This is a genomic window from Chryseolinea sp. H1M3-3, assembly GCF_029360725.1.
Taxonomy (GTDB): domain Bacteria; phylum Bacteroidota; class Bacteroidia; order Cytophagales; family Cyclobacteriaceae; genus Chryseolinea.
The window spans coordinates 48,017-65,434 of the sequence record NZ_JARKMY010000002.1 but is presented as its reverse complement, the minus strand read 5'-3'; the positions used below and the strand labels follow the sequence as shown (position 1 = coordinate 65,434).

The following is a 17,418-nucleotide window of genomic DNA, read 5'->3' as shown; positions in this document are numbered from 1 at the left end:
TACTTTGCAAACCTTTGAAAGGTAGTCTATGGCGCCCTTTATCCGTCTGTACGATGGCTTCCGCGATGGCGTTATGGAAAGAATTTAGTTCTGCAATACTTTGAATTCAACACGCCTGTTCAGCTCACGACCGCCCTGTTCATCGTCATTGCTGGCAAGTGGCTTGGATTTACCATAACCAACAGCTTTGATGCGTTTTGTGTTTATTCCTTTTTTAGTGAGATAGTCCTTTACAGCCTGTGCTCGCTTTAATGAAAGATATTTATTGTAATCTTTTGTACCGATGGCATCTGTATGGCCTGCAATTTCTACAACCATGTTTTGATTTTGACTTAACATGGCTTCGAGCTTGTTAAGCTCTGTATAAGATTGCGTTTTAAAGGTCGCTTTATCGAAATCGAAATAAATATTCCTTAAAATGGAGCTCACACCGACAACCAGTTTACGCATGGCAATCTTTCTTTCCATAGTCTTACCTTCAGTCGATGCACCTTCCAATTTTACGTTTACGTTCTGAAACACATAACCATCAACGTCAACAGATAAACGATAGTCCTTGGGCTTGGCGTTGGTGATGTTGAATTCAAATACGCCATCGCCGAGTGGCGTGAATGGTACAATAACATTATCTCTGGCACCTACCAATTTAACCTTTGCGGCTAGCGGTGTCGTTTGATCTGCTGCATCCACTACGCTGATAACATATTTCAATGGCTGTAATTCAGTCTTGGTTGGCGTTGTTGGAGTGTCAACGGGCGGCGTAACCACTACCGGGGTTGTCGCCGCTGTAGTATCAACCGGTGGTTTTTCAACAGGAGGTTTTGCTACCACTGGCTCGGTGTTTTTCAATCCTTCCGGAATTGTAACCATGTAAATGTCGGTATAACCCATGCCATCCTCCCGAACGGAAGAGTAGTAAGCGCGCTTGCCATCTTTTGAAGAAACAAAATAAATATCATCATCGGGTGTATTGATAGGATATCCCAGGTTCACCGGTTCGCTCCATTCATTTTTAGCTGGATCAAAAGTGGTTTTAAAAACATCATAGCCACCCATTCCTTTGTGTCCTTTGCTACTGAAGTAAAGTGTCACATCATCGTAATCGATGAATAAGCCGTCGTCATCTTGCGCGGTATTGATCTTTGGTCCAAGATTTTTAACATTAGCCCACTCTCCTTTGGAATCTTTTGTGGCTCTGTAAAGGTCTAAACCTCCAAAACCGCCTGGCCTGTTACTGGAGAAGTATAAGGTCTTTTCGTCTTTTGAGATAGAAATTGATTTTTCCTCGAAACTTGAATTAATAATGCCGGGCAATAAAATTTTTTCACCAAATTCTCCATTCGGTTGCCGTTCGCTGTAGAAGATATCTCCGCCGTCATCATTGTAAATAAACAATGTACTACCATCAGCTGACAATGCTACACTGGATTCATGATACGGCGTATTAACTACAGGTCCAATATTCTTAGCAAAGCTCCAGGCACCTCCTGCCTTTTTCGCGGTGAAAATATCTTCATAAGGTTTGTTATCCTCATACACATTCTCATTTAAGTTGTCCTCACGCCTGCGGGTTGTAAAAACAATCTCGTCTTCATTTTCATTGAGTACAGGTGCGTAGTCTTCGTATTCTGAGTTGATCTCGCGTCCGATATTAACAATGGAGAATTCACCTGGCGAAGACACAAATTCCTTTCCGTTTTCGCATTCAAAAATGGCTCGGTCAACCGTTGCCAAATCAACCTTATCCTTACCCTGATATCCAGGTTTACCAGCAAGCTTCTTCTTATACAGATTATAAAACTCTAATGCTTTGTCGAAATTCTCGCCGTATTGATAACTCCGTCCAATCAAATATTCGATATCAAATCGGTAAGCTGGATCCTGACGAAACACACGCATGAAATATTTTACGGCACGATTTTTACCAACAGTTGCGAGATGCATGCGTCCAGCCTCATAGTTAGCCTTAATGAACGTAGTATCCTGGTCAGCAGCTGTGACCATAAGCTCTCTGGCATCATCCATAGCCTTGGTTTCAGCCATGATCAATTCAGCTTGTTCCATGTATTGCCGGGCAATCTCCTTGGGATCTTCCTGACCATAAACCGAAGTAGTAAAAAGAGGCAATAAAAAAGCTAAAAAAATCAGTACTCTTGGGATACTGTTCATTTGTTTAAAAAATTTAGCAATACACTTGTAAAAAATTATCTAATTACACCCCAAGTTAGGAAAAAGGCCGGATTTGGAAGTATTAAAAGTTGTGCATAAGGCACTCGATTCTTACATTCTTAGTATTTTGGCCTTCAATCATTACTTTAACAAATGAAGATAACCACAGCAGAATTTATCAGTAGCCACGCAGATGTAGCAAAGTGTCCCTTGCCAGATAAAGCGGAATTTGCCTTCATCGGGAGATCTAATGTCGGGAAATCTTCTTTAATAAACATGCTGACCAACTCACGGAAACTTGCCAAGATTTCCGTAACTCCAGGGAAAACCCAAACCATCAATCATTATTTGGTCAATTCCTCGTGGTATCTTGTCGACTTGCCAGGCTACGGCTACGCCAGTGTCAGCAAAAGCACGAGAGCAGGATTCGGTAAAATGATTGAGAATTATGTATTAAAGCGTGAAAACCTCACATGCCTATTTATACTGCTGGATGCTAGATTAACGCCACAAGCAATTGATTTAGACTTTATTGAATGGGCAGGAAGCAAGGACATTCCCTTAGCCATTATCTTCACAAAGATCGATAAGCTAAAGCGCAACGAACTCGAAAAGAATATGAAGAAGTACCAGGAGACACTGCTCAAAAGATGGGAAGAACTGCCTACTATTATCTTGACTTCATCTGAAAAGAAACAAGGTAAAGAAGAAATTTTATCGCTGGTAGATGAATTGATTGAGGGATTTAGCAAAAAATAGGTATTCGAGAAATCAATACCCGCATACATACACGATCCATTTCGTCTTCACGCTTGTGAAGAAAGACGGCGTATCGCGAAAATGTTCGCCTATAATAGGAACGTCAATTTAAATGGGAGCAAGAAAAGTTTATCAGTAAATACCGGTTGGACTTTTGCAGACAATTGCGTTAGCTTTGCCCGCTTAACAATAAACTGTATATGACTTTAGCTGAAATAGCATCTATAAGTGGTAAGGGAGGTCTTTTTAAAGTAGTAGCACCAACAAAGTCAGGCGTAATTCTGGAATCTCTTGATGAGGCGAAAACAAAGTTAGTGGCGACTACCTCTCATCGTTTGTCATTGCTTCATGAGATATCAATTTATACAACGACCAAAGAAGGAACAGTATCATTGGAAGAGGTTCTGAAGAAAATGAAGGCGGAGTTTGGGGATGATTTAGGTGTAGACGGTAACTCTGATCCTGCCGAATTAAAATCATTTTTAAAATCCATCCTTCCCGTTTACGACGAGAGCCGGGTTTATGTATCGGATATTAAAAAGTTGATCCGCTGGTATGACACGATCCTGAAGTATGCGCCAGAATTGCTAACTGAAAATTCAGAAGAGAAGAATTCACCCGAAGAAAAAACGGAAAAAGAATAAGCTCCTATCGGGGATAATGTTCTTTTCTTTAGAAACTAATCTGAGGCCGTCACTTAAAAGTCTCAGCTTTTGTAACCATATTTTTTGAGCCTACGTAAAACGCGGTTCTTTGATGGAGTTCTTTCAATTCGATGTCCAATATTCGGTTATGGCCGTTCGATGCTTTTCCTCCTGCTTGTTCGGCGATGAATGCCAGTGCATTGCATTCGTACATCAATCTTAACTTGCCATGGGGATCCTTTGATGTGATCGGGTATATGTAAATTCCGCCCTTCAGCATATTCCGATGAAAATCGGCGACGAGTGATCCAATGTATCGCGCAGTATAATTCTGATCTTTGCAATATTGAATATAATCTCTGATGGCGTTCGAAAAAGAGTTTGACGAGCCTTCATTAATAGAATAAATTTTTCCGTCCTCAGGCATCTTTAAATCGGGATGTGATAAGAAATACTCGCCCAGCGACGGCTCATAAGTAAATCCATTTACACCATGCCCCGTCGTGTAGACCATCATGGTGGAAGAACCATACAATACATACCCTGCGGCAACTTGTTCTGATCCCTTTTGCAAAATATCAATAGATTGTAAGGGCGTCCCTGTTTGTGTTTTCCGTCTGTAAATAGAAAAAATTGTCCCGATCGAAACATTAACATCAATGTTAGAGGAGCCATCAAGCGGATCTATGGCGATAACATATTTACCTTCATTATTCAAGTCCACAAACGACTCCGCCTCCTCCGAAACCAATGCACAAACTTCACCACCCTTGGCAAGGGCGCGTGTAAACCGGATGTTTGCCAGTACATCCAGCTTTTGCTGATTATCTCCAGCCATGTTTTGCGTACCCATTGCACCCATAATATCAATTAAGCCAGCTTTATTCACTTCACGATTCACCACTTTGGACGCCAAGGCAATGTCACGAAGCAATTGCGAAAGTTCTCCGCTGGCATACTGGAACTGATCCTGATTGTTTTTTATAAATCTATCCAACGTCAGTCCAATCGATTGAGCGATTCTGGAAGATTCAATACTTGTTGCATTAGTTTTATTCATTGATCTTTGCATGCTTTTGAACTTACTTACTACAAGTTAGTTTTAAAACAATTTACATCATTGTACATGAAGGTTTTTAAATTCGGCGGGGCCTCCCTGAAAGACTCGAAAGGTGTCAGGAACGTGGCTTCAATTATCGCTTCTCAAACCCGCCATGACTTACTCGTGGTAGTCTCTGCCATGGGAAAAACAACGGATAGACTGGAGCGCATACTATCATTGGCGTCGTCAAACCAGGATTATCAGGTCGTACTGGATGAACTTAAGGAATATCATCACAACATTGTCGACGATTTATTTCAAAAGCCAATATCCGTTCTACGTGAAGTGGATATTCATTTTAATGATTTGGAAAATGAACTGCTCACACACGCCGCCTCAGATCAGCTTTATGATCAAGTCGTTTGTAAAGGAGAGTTGATTTCTTCCATCATTCTGCACCATTATTTACTTTCTAAAAGCATTTCAAGTTTCTGGTTCGATTCACGAAACGGAATTTGTACGGACAAGAATTTCCGTGAAGGTCGCGTCGATTGGACCAAGACTGCCGTTTCCATTAATCCATTGCGCTCCATTCTGGAAGAGAAGATTATCATCACGCAAGGATTCATTGGCAAAACGCCAGATGGTTTTACAACTACATTAGGACGCGAAGGCTCCGATTTTTCTGCTGCAATCTTTGCTTCCTGTCTCAATGCAGAATCCGTTGTTATCTGGAAAGATGTTCCGGGGGTAATGAACGCGGATCCCAAACGTATCCCTACCGCTACTGTATTCAGGGAATTACCTTTCAAGGAAGCTGCTGAAATGACTTACTATGGTGCTTCTGTTATCCATCCAAAAACCATAAAGCCCTTGGCCAACAAAGGTATTCCGTTGTATGTTAAAAATTTTACGGACCCGTCGCTGCCTGGAACCAAGATTCACGAGTGCACCGTTGAAAATCTTCCGCCGCTCATCGTCTTTAAGGAAAATCAATGCCTCATTTCGTGCAAAGTGACTGACTACACTTTTGTCTCAGAGCAACAGCTTACGAATATTTTTCATGCACTTTCTGAATTGGATATTCGTCTGAACATGATGCAGAACTCCGCCATATCATTTTCATTCTGTATAGATTTCCGTGAAAACAAATTACTAAAACTGATAGAAAAGTTGCAGCAGCATTTCGAAGTTTTCTACAATACCGGCCTGACGTTAATTACTATAAAAAATTACGATGAAGCTTCCTTCGAAACATACCGGAAACAAAAAGGAGTGTTGTTAGAACAATCGTCCAGAAGTACGCTTCAGGTACTGGTTAAATAACATTGCTACAACATTGAGATGAGCGAAAAAACTCTCCTCATATTTTCTAACGGTCCTCATAGAACAACGCCCTAAAAATTGTATCTTAGACTTGCAATTCGGGTCCGTCAGGTCTTTTCACAGCCGTGGTATTTCCCACCTCCATTCCCACCCCCCTCACTGTACAATGACTGTAGGATGAATGTAAGATGACTGTAAGATGGATGAAGTTAACGTGGAGCTAACCCTGAGCTACCTTAAGGCTAACCCAAATCTATCAACAAAAGATCCGATTCTTTTCGCTGCTTTCACGACACACTTCGGCATGATCCGGCTAAAATACGCACTCAGTGGAAGAATGATGGCCAGTTCAGACGACGGTCAATAATCCTTTACCGGCAAAAAATATTTCTTCGCACTTTCGCAAACATGGCATTTGTATGTATCGGGTAAATCTTCGAACGGTACCCCAGCTGGAATGTTGGAAGTAGGGTCTCCATACTTCTTATCATATATGGTTAAACAATTGCTGCACTGATAGCTTGTTACAAATCCATTCACATGAACTTCCTGCTTTGCATCACCACTGTGTTCCTTTTCAGGATTTAGTTGCCGGAAGTATAATTTACTTAACTCGATCAGCAGTGAAGGAATCATTTCCTTTTTTACATTGCGCGCATAGGTATGGTGAATAATATTATTAGGGTTGAAATTTTTAGCATACAAAATATTGTAATGTTCTCCAGGTGTTGAACTCTTTTCGATAACAATGGCAGTAAATAAAAACATATCACGGTTCGTCTTGATCGTAAACGTCAAACCGTGCGTACTGATGTCCTGTTGATCTAACTCGCGGACCAGAAACTTTTTTAATTCAAGCGCTTCACGATCGATCACCGGTAAATGCCAATTCAATTCCAATGAAGAGTGACGTTCGTTAATGCCGAATTTACCCATCAGTTTTTCCCAGCGTATGCGATCTGAAGCTTTTATTCCTTTAATGACAAATGCCTTCCAGGGAATAATGTTGATTTTGCTAATGTTAGTTTCCTGGCATAACCGGCATGCGGCGGTCATGAAATCAATATCATACTGATTGTTTCGCCAGTAGAGCCCTAACCAATACTGATTGTTAAGCATGGCGTTCAGGCCCTCATAATATGGAAAAGTCGTTTCAGGAAATTTTAGTTTCTCAGGAATGGATTTATAGTTGATGCGAACATAATTGTTCTTCAGGATCATGTGAAGCTCTTCTGCCGTAAAGGGCAATAGCTCCAGAAATATTTTCTCAAGTTCTTTTGCAATCTTTGGAATATCATGGCCATATATCAGCCGCGGCCAACATTCTATCACCTGGCCCTTTCGCGGATCACGGATGTACAAGTACCAGTAATTTTCCTCTTTCGATGCAATGAAATTTAATTCACCTGTAAAAAGAGGAACCAACCCTTGAACCGGATCAACAATATTGATCTTTAAACGGGGCATGTAGTCAAAGCCGTCGATGATAACATTGTATGTATCTTCTTTAACCCAGTTAGTTGTTTCCACTACGTTGACGACAGCATAAGAACTAACGATATTTTGGTAGACAGACTGATCACTGCCAAGCTCGTAATCTATATTAAGCGCCTGAAATGCCTTTGCGAGCGACTGTTCATCAGCGTTGTTAGAGGGAAACATAATGTCCTGACGAGACCCGAAAAGCACATACTTATTTCCCAGGTTTCGTGACAATTCCATGATCTTCAACAGATCTGCCGGTGATATAAATCCACCTTTTACAAAGGCCCGGATCAGATCGCTCTTCTTTTTCATTTCCATGGAGTAAAGCTAAAAGCTTAAAGCTGAATGCAGAAAGCTAGTTTTGATTTATTAGTTTTTTGGAAGATCATTCACGTTCAAGTGTTACCGGTTTTGGATAACTGCTATTTTTATACCTTCACCAGACTCTCCTTTATTATTTTTTGAATTTCAGGTTTACAACTGCCGCATCCTAGGCCCGCTCCGGATCTTTGACAAAGTGCCGTAAGTGTGTGACATCCTTCCTCCACCAATTTGGTAAGATTCCCCTCGCCTACCTGGTTACAAGAGCATATCAATTTACCAATTACCGGCTCAACTTTTTTACCTGACCGCAACAGCTGCATTCTTCGCTCTGACAATTCGATTTTACTCTCAATGAGCGATTTAAATTCGGCAAATTCACTTTTGTCACCAATCAAAATTGCTCCTACCAACCGGTCGTCCTTGATAATACATTTCTTATAATACCGCAAAGATTTGTCGATGAATAAAATTTCATCATAACCTTCTCCGTTAACCGGAACATCCGGAATACCAAGTGAGCAAAGGTCGAATCCGGAGAGCTTCAGAATATTCATGGGCACCGCGCCCTCATATAAGCTTTGGAAATCGCCATGGATGAAATTCGCCAACACATCCGCTTGTTTTTCAGCCGCAGCGGTGATACCCATCATGCGTCCCCGGTGCTCAGCAATTTCACCAATAGCAAAAATGTCCGGGTCGCTTGTTTGCATATAGTCGTTTACGATAATTCCCTGAGCAGAATCAAGTCCGGACTCCACTGCGAATTCAATGTTCGGCCGGGTCCCGACCGCGTACACTACCGCATCAGCCTGCAAAATTTTTCCGCTGCGCAACCGGGCACGCAACTTTCCTTTTTGATGCGCAGGTTCCACTACTTGTACCTGGTCGTTCATGTAGACGGTGATGTTCTTTTCTTCAATGAAATCCCGTAGGAGCTCTCCTGCCAAATTATCGATTTGACGTTCCATCAGCCGGCTTCCCAATTGAAGGATGGAAACATTTACATCAATGTCACTCAACGATGCCGCTAACTCCAGGCCTAGCAGTCCACCGCCAATAATCAACACATGGCCTTTGGGTTCCAGAAAATTCTTAAGGGTGTCAGCATCATGCCGTGTGCGCATGGTAAATATTCCAGGTAAGTTGACGGGAGCATCTTTTGGCACATGTGCACGGGTACCGGTCGCTAAAATTAATTTGTCATAATTGTGCCTCTTGCCGTGTTTATCAACGACATATTTTTCACTTCGGTTGATTTCAACTATTTCAGTTTCCAGGTTTAACTTCACATTCAAAACTTCAAATTCTCCAACTTGAAATTTCTGCAGTTTATCCCACGATAATTTATCATTCACATATTCGGGGAGTAGAACCCGGTTATAAAAGGGATATTTCTCTTTAGAGAACACCTGAATTTCATCCGTAGGATTCAGGGAACGATACGTACACAGAAATCTGTATGATGCAGCCCCTGCGCCAGCGATAATGATTTTTTCAACAGGCTTCTTATATTTTTTTACTTCTATTGCTGCGAATTTAAAATCAGGTTCTTTTGATATCGGGTCGACCAGTGTGCTTGTCAGATTATTTGCACGGGCATAATCCTGGTTTAGGATTTTACCCCAATGCATCGGTAAAAAAACAACACCACGTTTAATATCCTCCGTGACTTTTGCGCATACCCTTACTTCACCTCTTCCATTTTCAACGATCACGACATCGCCCTCTTTTATATTTCTGGCGTCAGCGTCCTCGGGATGAATTTCGACATACGGTTTGTCAATATGTTGGCGAAGCTTATTCACCTTACCGGTTTTGGTCATGGTGTGCCATTGATCGCGTATACGTCCCGTTGTAAGGATCAATGGCAATTTTTCACTCACTGGCTCGGAAAGATTTTCAGGATGATCGAGCGGAAAAAATCTTGCTTTTTTGGATGGCGTGAAAAACGTATGATCCGTAAACAATCTTTTGGTGCCTCCATGATCGGCTGACGGTACTGGCCATTGGAAAGTACCTTCGGATTTTAATCTTTCGTAGGAAAGTCCACTGATATCAATGTTTGTGTTTTTAGTAAGTCGACAGTGCTCATCATAAATTTCAGATGGATTGCTATAATCGAATCCCTGGAAGCCCATCGCTTTAGCAAATTTGCAGAGTATCTCAGCATCCGGTAACGCTTCACCGGGAGCATTTACAATTTTGCTCAGATGACTTATGCGACGATCGGAATTTGTCATGGTTCCTTCCTTTTCAAAATGCCCTGCGGCAGGGAGAATAACGTCGGCAAATTGCAACGTGTCAGAATTTCGAGAGATATCCTGAACGACCACAAATTTCGCTTTCTTGAGCGCTGCCTCAGCCCGCCGTGCGTCCGGCAAACTGACTAAAGGATTTGTACAAACAATCCATACAGCTTTAAGATCTCCACGTTCTAACGCTTCAATCATTTGTGTTGCTGTAAGACCAGGCCTGTCTGAGATCTTAGGAACGCCCCAAAACTCCGCCACTTCGGTTCTGTGTTGAGGATTCGCAATGCTTCGGTGCGCTGCAAGCATGGTAGCCAATCCTCCTACTTCCCGGCCTCCCATTGCGTTGGGCTGTCCCGTTAGTGAGAATGGTCCTGATCCAGGCTTTCCAATATGACCTGTGATGAGATTAAGGCTAATCAACGCGAAATTTTTCTTTACCCCAATCACACTTTGATTAAGACCCATGGCCCAAAGGGTAAGAAAACCTTTAGAAGACGCAATGTAGCTTGCAGCCAACCTGATTTGATCGATCGTGATATCACATTTGTCAGCAGCTTCCTCGATGGAAATTTTAAAAACAGAATCACGATATTTTTCAAAGTCCTCCGTGTGTTTGGCAATGAAATCAAAATCGACTTCACCATTTTCAATCAGTACACGAGCAATGGCATTATATGCATAAATATCGGTACCTGGCGTAATTTGAAGGTGCAGGTCGGCAATAGAACAGCTTTGTGTTTTTCGTGGATCTACAACGATTATCTTAACGTCCGGATTATTTTGCTTATGCGCTTCTATTCTCCTGAATAAAATCGGGTGACACCAGGCGGGATTGGCGCCTGCAATTAAAAAACAATCTGCAATTTCAATATCCTCATAAGAAACAGGTACGGAATCCTCTCCAAGCATATTTGCATAACCCGCAACTGCGCTGCTCATGCAAAGTCGCGAGTTGGTATCTATGTTGTTCGTTCCAATAAACCCTTTTACCAGTTTGTTGGCCAGATAATATTCCTCTGTGAGACATTGTCCGGATACGTAAAATCCTACTGCATCAGGTCCATAATTTTGAATGATCGATTTAAAAACAGCGGCGCTCCGTTGCATGGCGGCGTCCCAGGTGACGCGTTGGTAAGGATGATTTTTACTCCACCGCATTTCCGGATAAAGCAGCCGGTCGCGCGTATCCTGCATCGCGTAGTGAAGGTTCATTCCTTTCGAACACAACATTCCCCTGTTTGCCGGATGGTCTTTGTCACCTTCGATCACCAGGTTGTTTTTTCGATCCTTCTTAACAACAATGCCGCAGCCTACACCGCAATAGGAACACGTTGTTTTAAAACTACCATCTCTTTTGATTGCCACGTTACAAATTGTTTTGTGCTACATAAATGAACCCCATCCAATAACTTTGAATGACGATTAAGCTGCCCGCTCCTCCTTATAAAATTCCGATTCATCCAACGCTACTTTCTCAATTAATAAATTCAATAAGCGTTCGCGGATAATTTTATATTCAGGTAAGTTCACAGTGTCTTTTTTATTTCTTGGCCGAGGTAAATGCACCTCCTCAATTTCTCGGATGGTTGCTGCCGGTCCATTGTTCATCACCACAATCCGATCAGAAAGAAAAACAGCTTCTTCAATATCATGTGTCACCATGACGATGGTCTTAGACCGATGTGTAAGATTCCATAATTTCAATAGCTCAATATGAAGTGAAGCTTTTGTCAAAGCATCCAGTGCGCCAAAAGGCTCGTCTAGCAACAGCACTTCTGGGTCAATGGCAAATGCCCTCGCTATTGCGACACGTTGCTTCATACCTCCTGAAATTTGCTTGGGATATTTTTCGCGATGCTCCCAAAGGTTTACCATCTTCAGGTACTTCTCAGACAATTCATGTTTCTCCGACTTGTTTTTATTACGCAAGGCTGCATCTACAGCCTGAAAAATATTCTGGTAAACCGTTAACCAGGGCAGCAAAGAATAATTTTGAAATACTATTCCGCGGTCTGGACCAGGACCTTTAATTTCTTTCCCATTTAAAACGACCTTCCCCTTTGACGGGAACACCATTCCGCCAATCGCATTCATGATAGTTGATTTACCACATCCCGAATGTCCAATGATTGAAATGATTTGTCCCTTTTCAACTTCCAGGTTGATATCTTTTACCGCTACAAATTTGCCCTTCAAAGAGTTGAAGGCGATTTCCATATTTTCAATTTTCAGATAGCTCATACATTTCACATTTAGATTGAATAGGTAACTTTCTTTTCCAGGTAAGAAAACACGCGGTCAAGCAACAGACCCACGAGCCCGATGATGAGGATCGCTGAAATAACTTTTTCAAGGCTCAAAGCATTCCAGCTGTCCCACACAAAAAATCCAATGCCCATACCTCCTGACAACATCTCGCCTGCAACAATCACCAACCACGCTACGCCTATACTAAGACGCAGTCCAGTAATGATATGAGGGAGACTGTATGGCAGAAGTACTTTTGTAAGATATTTCCATTTGGAAAAACCAAAAGCTTTAGCCACATTTTTATGATCGTCAGGTATAGAAGCTACACCAAAAGCGGTGTTAATAAGCGTGGGCCATAAGGAAGTAATGACAATGATAAAAATCGTGGCATCACTCGCTGATTGAAACGCAACCAGGCCAATAGGGAACCAGGCAAGCGGCGAAACGGGTTTTAAAATTTGCACAATAGGATAAAAAATCTTTCGACAGAAAGAGTTTGCCCCCATTAACAAACCTATCGGGATGGCTATTATTGATCCTAATATAAACCCTGTAAACACACGGCTCAATGAACTGTATAACTGTAAGGCTATACCTTTATCGTTGGGTCCATAGTCGTATACCGGATTGCTGATCAATTCCCAAAAAACGGATGACGTTGCGATAGGCCCTGGCAATTCACCATCGGTAACCAGGCTTACAACGTGCCAAATTCCAAGCAAAAGCACTATACCAATAAGGTTATAAGATAATCCCGTAAAAATGGATATAATTCGTTTTATAGTCGTGTGCAATCCTTGAGATGACGAAGGAGTAGTTCCTTTCATCCAATCTCTTGTCAGCGTCATTGTGAGTGTTATGGCTCTTTTCATGCTGTTATTTTTTTAAGTCAACCTCGGCCTGCATTGACCGAGGTTGACGTGAATACTATTGATTAATACTTTTTACCTGTTTCAAATATTCTCCTGGACTGTTCGGATCAAATTTGGCTTTATCAAGATCAATGGTGAACGGCTTCATGTCGTCATCGGGGATCTTGATCTTCATGCTAGCGGCGACCTCCTTATATAAATCCTGCATGATCAATTTGTCAGCAATAGCTTTGTAATCCGGGGCTTCTTTTAGATAATCAAATCTTACAAATTGTGTCATAAACCAGATCGCATGAGATTTCCGCGGAAAATTGGTTTCACCGCTACGATGAAAGAGCATGTAATCATCGGTGTAGATTTCAGTTCCCTGATTACAACCCAGGTTGTAATCACCTAATAGTCGGGCTTCAATTACGTCCGCAGGTGCATTGACATAGGGTGTTCTTCCGATTACTTCGGCCGCCTTTTTTCTGTTCGCCCTGTTGTCTAACCATTTACAAGCTTCCAGGACGGCTTTCATGACTGCTTTTAAATCTTCTCTTCTTTCCTCACTAAATTTTTTATTCACGACCAATGCTTTTTCAGGATGGTGTTTCCAGATGTCCTGAGTTGATATCTCCGTAAATCCGATATTTTGCTTCACAGCTACGCCATTCCACGGTTCGCCTACACAAAAACCGTCCATGTTTCCAACTTTCATGTTAGCAACCATTTGGGGTGGAGGAATAGTAATGATCTTTGAAGTCTTCTGGCTTACGTTTGCAGCTGCTAGCCAGTAACGTAACCAGATATCGTGTGTACCACCAGGAAAAGTCATGGCAAACGTAACTTCTTTATCCGCTTTTAGCTTGGATGCAACTACTGGCGCAACCTTGGTGGTCTGCTTAAAACCTACTTTGCCACAAAAATCTTTTGATAATGTAATGGCCTGACCATTATTATTAAGAATCATCGCAATTCTCATTTCAGATCCCGCTTTTCCGCCAACGCCAGTATATACTGAGAGCGGCATACTGGAAAGACAATGAGCTCCTTCTAATTCACCAGTCAGAATTTTGTCTCTAACATTAGCCCAGGAAGCTTCTTTGGATATTTCGACATTGACACCATATTTTTCAAACAGCCCTAGTTCTTTAGCCATGACAATGGGTGCACAGTCAGTAAGTGGAATAATTCCAAGACGAATTACTGGCTTCTGACTTACATCTGTATTCAAGGGACTGGATGATGTAAGGACCATCAATAATACGGGAAGGAAGAACCACGAGGTAATCGATTTTATATAAGTTTTTATGTTTTTCATGAGGATGTCGGTTTAGGTTATTTGAAAACAAATTCAGGTTTGATGGAGATCATTAGATATGCCCAGCTTGAAAAGCTATCTGCATTTTTCACATTCTTAACCTTGGCCGACGTCAATGTCGAAGTAGAAAACATCGAGGAATATCCCCCTTCAATGTTGATTACCTTCGTCATCGCATAGCTAAACACAAAATCAATTTCAGTTCCTAATGATTTATCCAGCGCTACACCTGCCTCATTCGTTACGGCAGATGGCAATGCAAATTGGTGGACATCCAATGAAAGGGTTAGATTATCTTTTGGTTTGTATTTGGATTTTAAATAGTAGTTAACAAGACCGCTGGGGCCAAATCCATCGGCTACATAAAAGTAGTCCATGTATCCCCAGAACTTATGCGGTGTTCCGTATAAAGGATCAAAGCGTTGAAACTTCTTTGAAGGATCAGCGCCATTATTCCCGGAGGTGACGTCAACGCCTGGGCCAAAGCTGAATTTCCTTCCGACCGAGTACATGGTTGAAAGCGAAAGCAAATACTCATCGAGTGAAGTTCCTTCACGATATTTTCCTCCTTGATAAAAGGCGCTTGCTGTAAAGGCAAGTTTTCTGGCCGCGGTACCAACCAAATGACCTCCTATCGTGAAACGGCTCCATACTCCTTTATCGTATATGGGCGTTTTCCTCTCGAGATCTGTCTCTGCAAAATGGAATTTACTGAAGTCGTCTTTGAAAGCAAGTAACGATGCATTTCCGAAGTGAAGTTTTCGGGCAACGTATAAAAACTGCATGGACTTATACATCGCCCCCATGCCGTTGGTACTGGCGGGATATCCCGTAGGTACACCGTTATATATGTGATTTGATTTACGCTCTGCGTTTTGATTATATGCAACTCCGAGATGAGCAGTCCAGCCGTTGTGATCAAATTTAAGAAGTGCAGCGTCATGACGACGGGCCTGCTGAAGCCAGTCTAGATTTCCAAGTAATCGGACATCATCATATACCAATTCCTGACGACCGATTTTTAAAGCAAAGTTCTTAATAACTTTTCCTGTATCAACCAAACTGATTTCTCCCCATGCTTCGTGAACCATAAATCCATCATAAGCATCAGTGGTGATACGGTTCACGGATGAAGCATCCTGTCCCCAGACTCTTACATCTTGCAAAGAAGCATAGAGCTTGAATCGGTAAGCTGAATATCCAAAGTTGATACGGGTACGTTGCGAGGTAAAAAAGGCGGGTACTGTGTCCTTAACAGATGGTGTGCCCTGTCCATCCCGGAGTTCAGTTCGTGTTCTGATTTGTCCGGAAACAGTGAATTGTGCCTGAAGTTGGCTCGTCAGGCACAAGCAAAAAAGAAAGGCTAAAATTGGTGAGTAAGTTTTCTTATCCATATTTTTGAGTTTAGTGTTACAACTAAATGCTTGTCCCCTGGAAGAATTCGTGGTTCTGAAAGGGGACTCTTTTTTTGAGGTTGGCTACCTGGTAACTTTCCTCGGGGAATTGTTCTTGTCTTTTTACTTTTTCGGTTAAGTTGGTCGGGTTAATAGTTAGGCGATAGCCTCCTTCAAAACTGGCTTTGGCTGCCGAGATTCCGATTTTGTATCCACATGCACGGTATCGGGATTAACATTTTTGGAAAAGCTCAACGCAAGTGAAACGAATGAAACCAGTGTTACAGCTATTCCGATGAAGAAGAGGCTTTCGCGATAGGAGATCGTTTCAGAAGTAAATAAGAAACCTGCAAGTACAGCCCCTACGTTACCACCAGCGCCAACAATCCCAGATACCGCGCCCATAGCCTTTTGGTTAATGAAGGGCACGACTGAATAGGTCGCACCATTTGACATTTTAAGAAATAGCGCAAATAGCAACATGGTTGCGATAGCCCATACCAACACGTCCATTGTGGAAAAAAGCATGATTCCGAGACCTTCCAGCAAAAGGAAGATTCCGAGGATAAAAATCCTTCCTTTCAACCCCCATTTTTTGCCTGCCTTGTCTCCGAATATCCCGCCCAATGCGCGGGCAAAAATATTCATCATGCCAAAAGTGCCTGCAATAATTCCTGCTTCCTTAAGGCCAAGATCGAAGTAGTCGACAAAATATAACGTAGCAATATTGTCGATAGTGATTTCTATGCCAAAGCAAGCCCCATATGCCAGAAAGAGTACCCATACCCGGTAATCCCGGCACGCGCTTAAGAAACTGCCTTTAGAATCTTTTGCTTTTGCCTTATAGTCAGGATTGGATTTCCGCAGATCCCGCAGATTGCCGTCTGGCGTATCTTGTGTGAAAAAATAATATACAATTCCCATAACAAACAACGCTATGCCTGGAATCACCATGCTGTATCTCCATGCTTGTTCATTTAGATACCCCATTCCTACGAATGCAGCAAACACCAGGGGCATAACCATCAACGTTACTCCGCCGCCCATATTCCCCCAGCCTGCTGCGGTAGCATTCGCAGTGCCAACGACATTCGGAGCGAACATCACCGACGTGTGATATTGGGTAATTACGAATGACGCCCCAATAAGACCAATGGCTAACCGGAACAAAAGAAAGGATTCATAGCTGTTGCTAAACCCAATGAAGATAACCGGCAGGGAGCCTATTAAAAGTAAACTTGTATACGCGATGCGTGGTCCGATTTTATCGCATAGCCAACCAAAAAAAAGGCGAGCAAATATGGTGATCGCTACAGATGCGATAATGATGTTGCCAATTTGCCCCTTGGTGAGTCCCAGGTCTTCACGCACAATCGGCATCAATGGGGCAATTCCAAACCAGCCAAAAAAACAAAGAAAAAAGGTTATCCAGGTGATGTGAAAAGTCCGCATGGGAACCGATTTAAAATCCAACAGACTAATTTTGGTAGCTTTCATATCCGGGGTTGTTAACTTATAACTACGTTTATTTACGTATTAAAAATAAGTAAACAACAAGTATTATTACGTATAAATACGTAAAAATATTAACGTAACGG

The 17,418-nt window shown here is 42.1% G+C and carries 13 protein-coding genes; 4 read left to right on the top strand and 9 right to left on the bottom strand.

The features are described 5' to 3' along the window. Positions 1-84: 84 nt before the first annotated feature. Entirely contained in the window at positions 85-2,169 is a 2,085-nt protein-coding gene (locus tag P2W71_RS07645; protein WP_276369213.1) for an OmpA family protein, read from the bottom strand. A gap of 153 nt (positions 2,170-2,322) precedes the next feature. Between P2W71_RS07645 and yihA the strand changes: the two genes are divergently transcribed. Together yihA and P2W71_RS07635 are read left to right on the top strand one after the other, a co-directional pair. Further along, positions 2,323-2,928: a ribosome biogenesis GTP-binding protein YihA/YsxC gene (gene yihA, locus P2W71_RS07640; protein ID WP_276369211.1), complete on the top strand. Its 606-nt coding sequence runs from the start codon at positions 2,323-2,325 to the stop codon at positions 2,926-2,928. A 200-nt stretch (positions 2,929-3,128) separates the two neighbouring features. Next, positions 3,129-3,572 carry a DUF5606 domain-containing protein gene (locus tag P2W71_RS07635; RefSeq protein ID WP_276369208.1) on the top strand — a complete coding sequence of 148 codons (444 nt, stop codon included), beginning with the start codon at positions 3,129-3,131 and terminating at the stop codon, positions 3,570-3,572. A gap of 49 nt (positions 3,573-3,621) precedes the next feature. Here the strand turns inward: P2W71_RS07635 and fbp are convergent, their stop codons facing one another. Continuing rightward, positions 3,622-4,632 carry a class 1 fructose-bisphosphatase gene (fbp, locus tag P2W71_RS07630; protein ID WP_276369206.1) on the bottom strand — a complete coding sequence of 337 codons (1,011 nt, stop codon included), beginning with the start codon at positions 4,630-4,632 and terminating at the stop codon, positions 3,622-3,624. A gap of 66 nt (positions 4,633-4,698) precedes the next feature. Between fbp and P2W71_RS07625 the strand changes: the two genes are divergently transcribed. Together P2W71_RS07625 and P2W71_RS07620 are read left to right on the top strand one after the other, a co-directional pair. Then, positions 4,699-5,940, top strand: a complete 1,242-nt coding sequence (locus P2W71_RS07625) for an aspartate kinase (protein WP_276369203.1) — start codon at positions 4,699-4,701, stop codon at positions 5,938-5,940. A 199-nt stretch (positions 5,941-6,139) separates the two neighbouring features. Next, a complete protein-coding gene (locus P2W71_RS07620; protein ID WP_276369201.1) occupies positions 6,140-6,307 on the top strand; it encodes a hypothetical protein in 168 nt (55 codons plus the stop codon). Here P2W71_RS07620 and P2W71_RS07615 read toward each other — a convergent pair. The 7 genes from P2W71_RS07615 to P2W71_RS07585 all read right to left on the bottom strand — a co-directional run bounded on the left by P2W71_RS07615 (position 6,301) and on the right by P2W71_RS07585 (position 17,317). Continuing rightward, a complete protein-coding gene (locus P2W71_RS07615; RefSeq protein WP_276369199.1) occupies positions 6,301-7,737 on the bottom strand; it encodes a rubredoxin domain-containing protein in 1,437 nt (478 codons plus the stop codon). The two genes, P2W71_RS07620 and P2W71_RS07615, sit on opposite strands and share 7 nt — an antisense overlap. Positions 7,738-7,853: 116 nt before the next feature. Next, on the bottom strand, positions 7,854-11,366 hold the full coding sequence (locus P2W71_RS07610; protein ID WP_276369197.1) for a nitrate reductase: 3,513 nt from the start codon (positions 11,364-11,366) through the stop codon (positions 7,854-7,856). Between the two features lie 57 nt (positions 11,367-11,423). After that, positions 11,424-12,242, bottom strand: a complete 819-nt coding sequence (locus P2W71_RS07605; RefSeq protein ID WP_276369195.1) for an ABC transporter ATP-binding protein — start codon at positions 12,240-12,242, stop codon at positions 11,424-11,426. An 11-nt stretch (positions 12,243-12,253) separates the two neighbouring features. Continuing rightward, positions 12,254-13,123, bottom strand: a complete 870-nt coding sequence (gene ntrB, locus P2W71_RS07600) for a nitrate ABC transporter permease (protein ID WP_276369193.1) — start codon at positions 13,121-13,123, stop codon at positions 12,254-12,256. Positions 13,124-13,178: 55 nt separating this feature from the next. Then, complete coding sequence (locus tag P2W71_RS07595) at positions 13,179-14,426, bottom strand: CmpA/NrtA family ABC transporter substrate-binding protein (RefSeq protein ID WP_276369191.1); 1,248 nt, start codon at positions 14,424-14,426, stop codon at positions 13,179-13,181. A gap of 17 nt (positions 14,427-14,443) precedes the next feature. Then, complete coding sequence (locus P2W71_RS07590; protein WP_276369190.1) at positions 14,444-15,820, bottom strand: alginate export family protein; 1,377 nt, start codon at positions 15,818-15,820, stop codon at positions 14,444-14,446. A gap of 156 nt (positions 15,821-15,976) precedes the next feature. Continuing rightward, positions 15,977-17,317, bottom strand: a complete 1,341-nt coding sequence (locus P2W71_RS07585) for an MFS transporter (protein WP_276369188.1) — start codon at positions 17,315-17,317, stop codon at positions 15,977-15,979. Positions 17,318-17,418: the final 101 nt, after the last annotated feature.

Excerpts from the sequence above, each read along its gene's own strand:
- P2W71_RS07625 (WP_276369203.1), top strand. The coding sequence starts at position 4,699 with ATGAAGGTTTTTAAATTCGGCGGGGCCTCCCTGAAAGACTCGAAAGGT.
- P2W71_RS07645 (WP_276369213.1), bottom strand. The coding sequence starts at position 2,169 with ATGAACAGTATCCCAAGAGTACTGATTTTTTTAGCTTTTTTATTGCCT.
- P2W71_RS07585 (WP_276369188.1), bottom strand. The coding sequence starts at position 17,317 with ATGAAAGCTACCAAAATTAGTCTGTTGGATTTTAAATCGGTTCCCATG.
- P2W71_RS07605 (WP_276369195.1), bottom strand. The coding sequence starts at position 12,242 with ATGAGCTATCTGAAAATTGAAAATATGGAAATCGCCTTCAACTCTTTG.
- fbp (WP_276369206.1), bottom strand. The coding sequence starts at position 4,632 with ATGAATAAAACTAATGCAACAAGTATTGAATCTTCCAGAATCGCTCAA.
- P2W71_RS07590 (WP_276369190.1), bottom strand. The coding sequence starts at position 15,820 with ATGGATAAGAAAACTTACTCACCAATTTTAGCCTTTCTTTTTTGCTTG.
- P2W71_RS07620 (WP_276369201.1), top strand. The coding sequence starts at position 6,140 with ATGGATGAAGTTAACGTGGAGCTAACCCTGAGCTACCTTAAGGCTAAC.
- P2W71_RS07635 (WP_276369208.1), top strand. The coding sequence starts at position 3,129 with ATGACTTTAGCTGAAATAGCATCTATAAGTGGTAAGGGAGGTCTTTTT.
- ntrB (WP_276369193.1), bottom strand. The coding sequence starts at position 13,123 with ATGAAAAGAGCCATAACACTCACAATGACGCTGACAAGAGATTGGATG.
- yihA (WP_276369211.1), top strand. The coding sequence starts at position 2,323 with ATGAAGATAACCACAGCAGAATTTATCAGTAGCCACGCAGATGTAGCA.
- P2W71_RS07595 (WP_276369191.1), bottom strand. The coding sequence starts at position 14,426 with ATGAAAAACATAAAAACTTATATAAAATCGATTACCTCGTGGTTCTTC.
- P2W71_RS07615 (WP_276369199.1), bottom strand. The coding sequence starts at position 7,737 with ATGAAAAAGAAGAGCGATCTGATCCGGGCCTTTGTAAAAGGTGGATTT.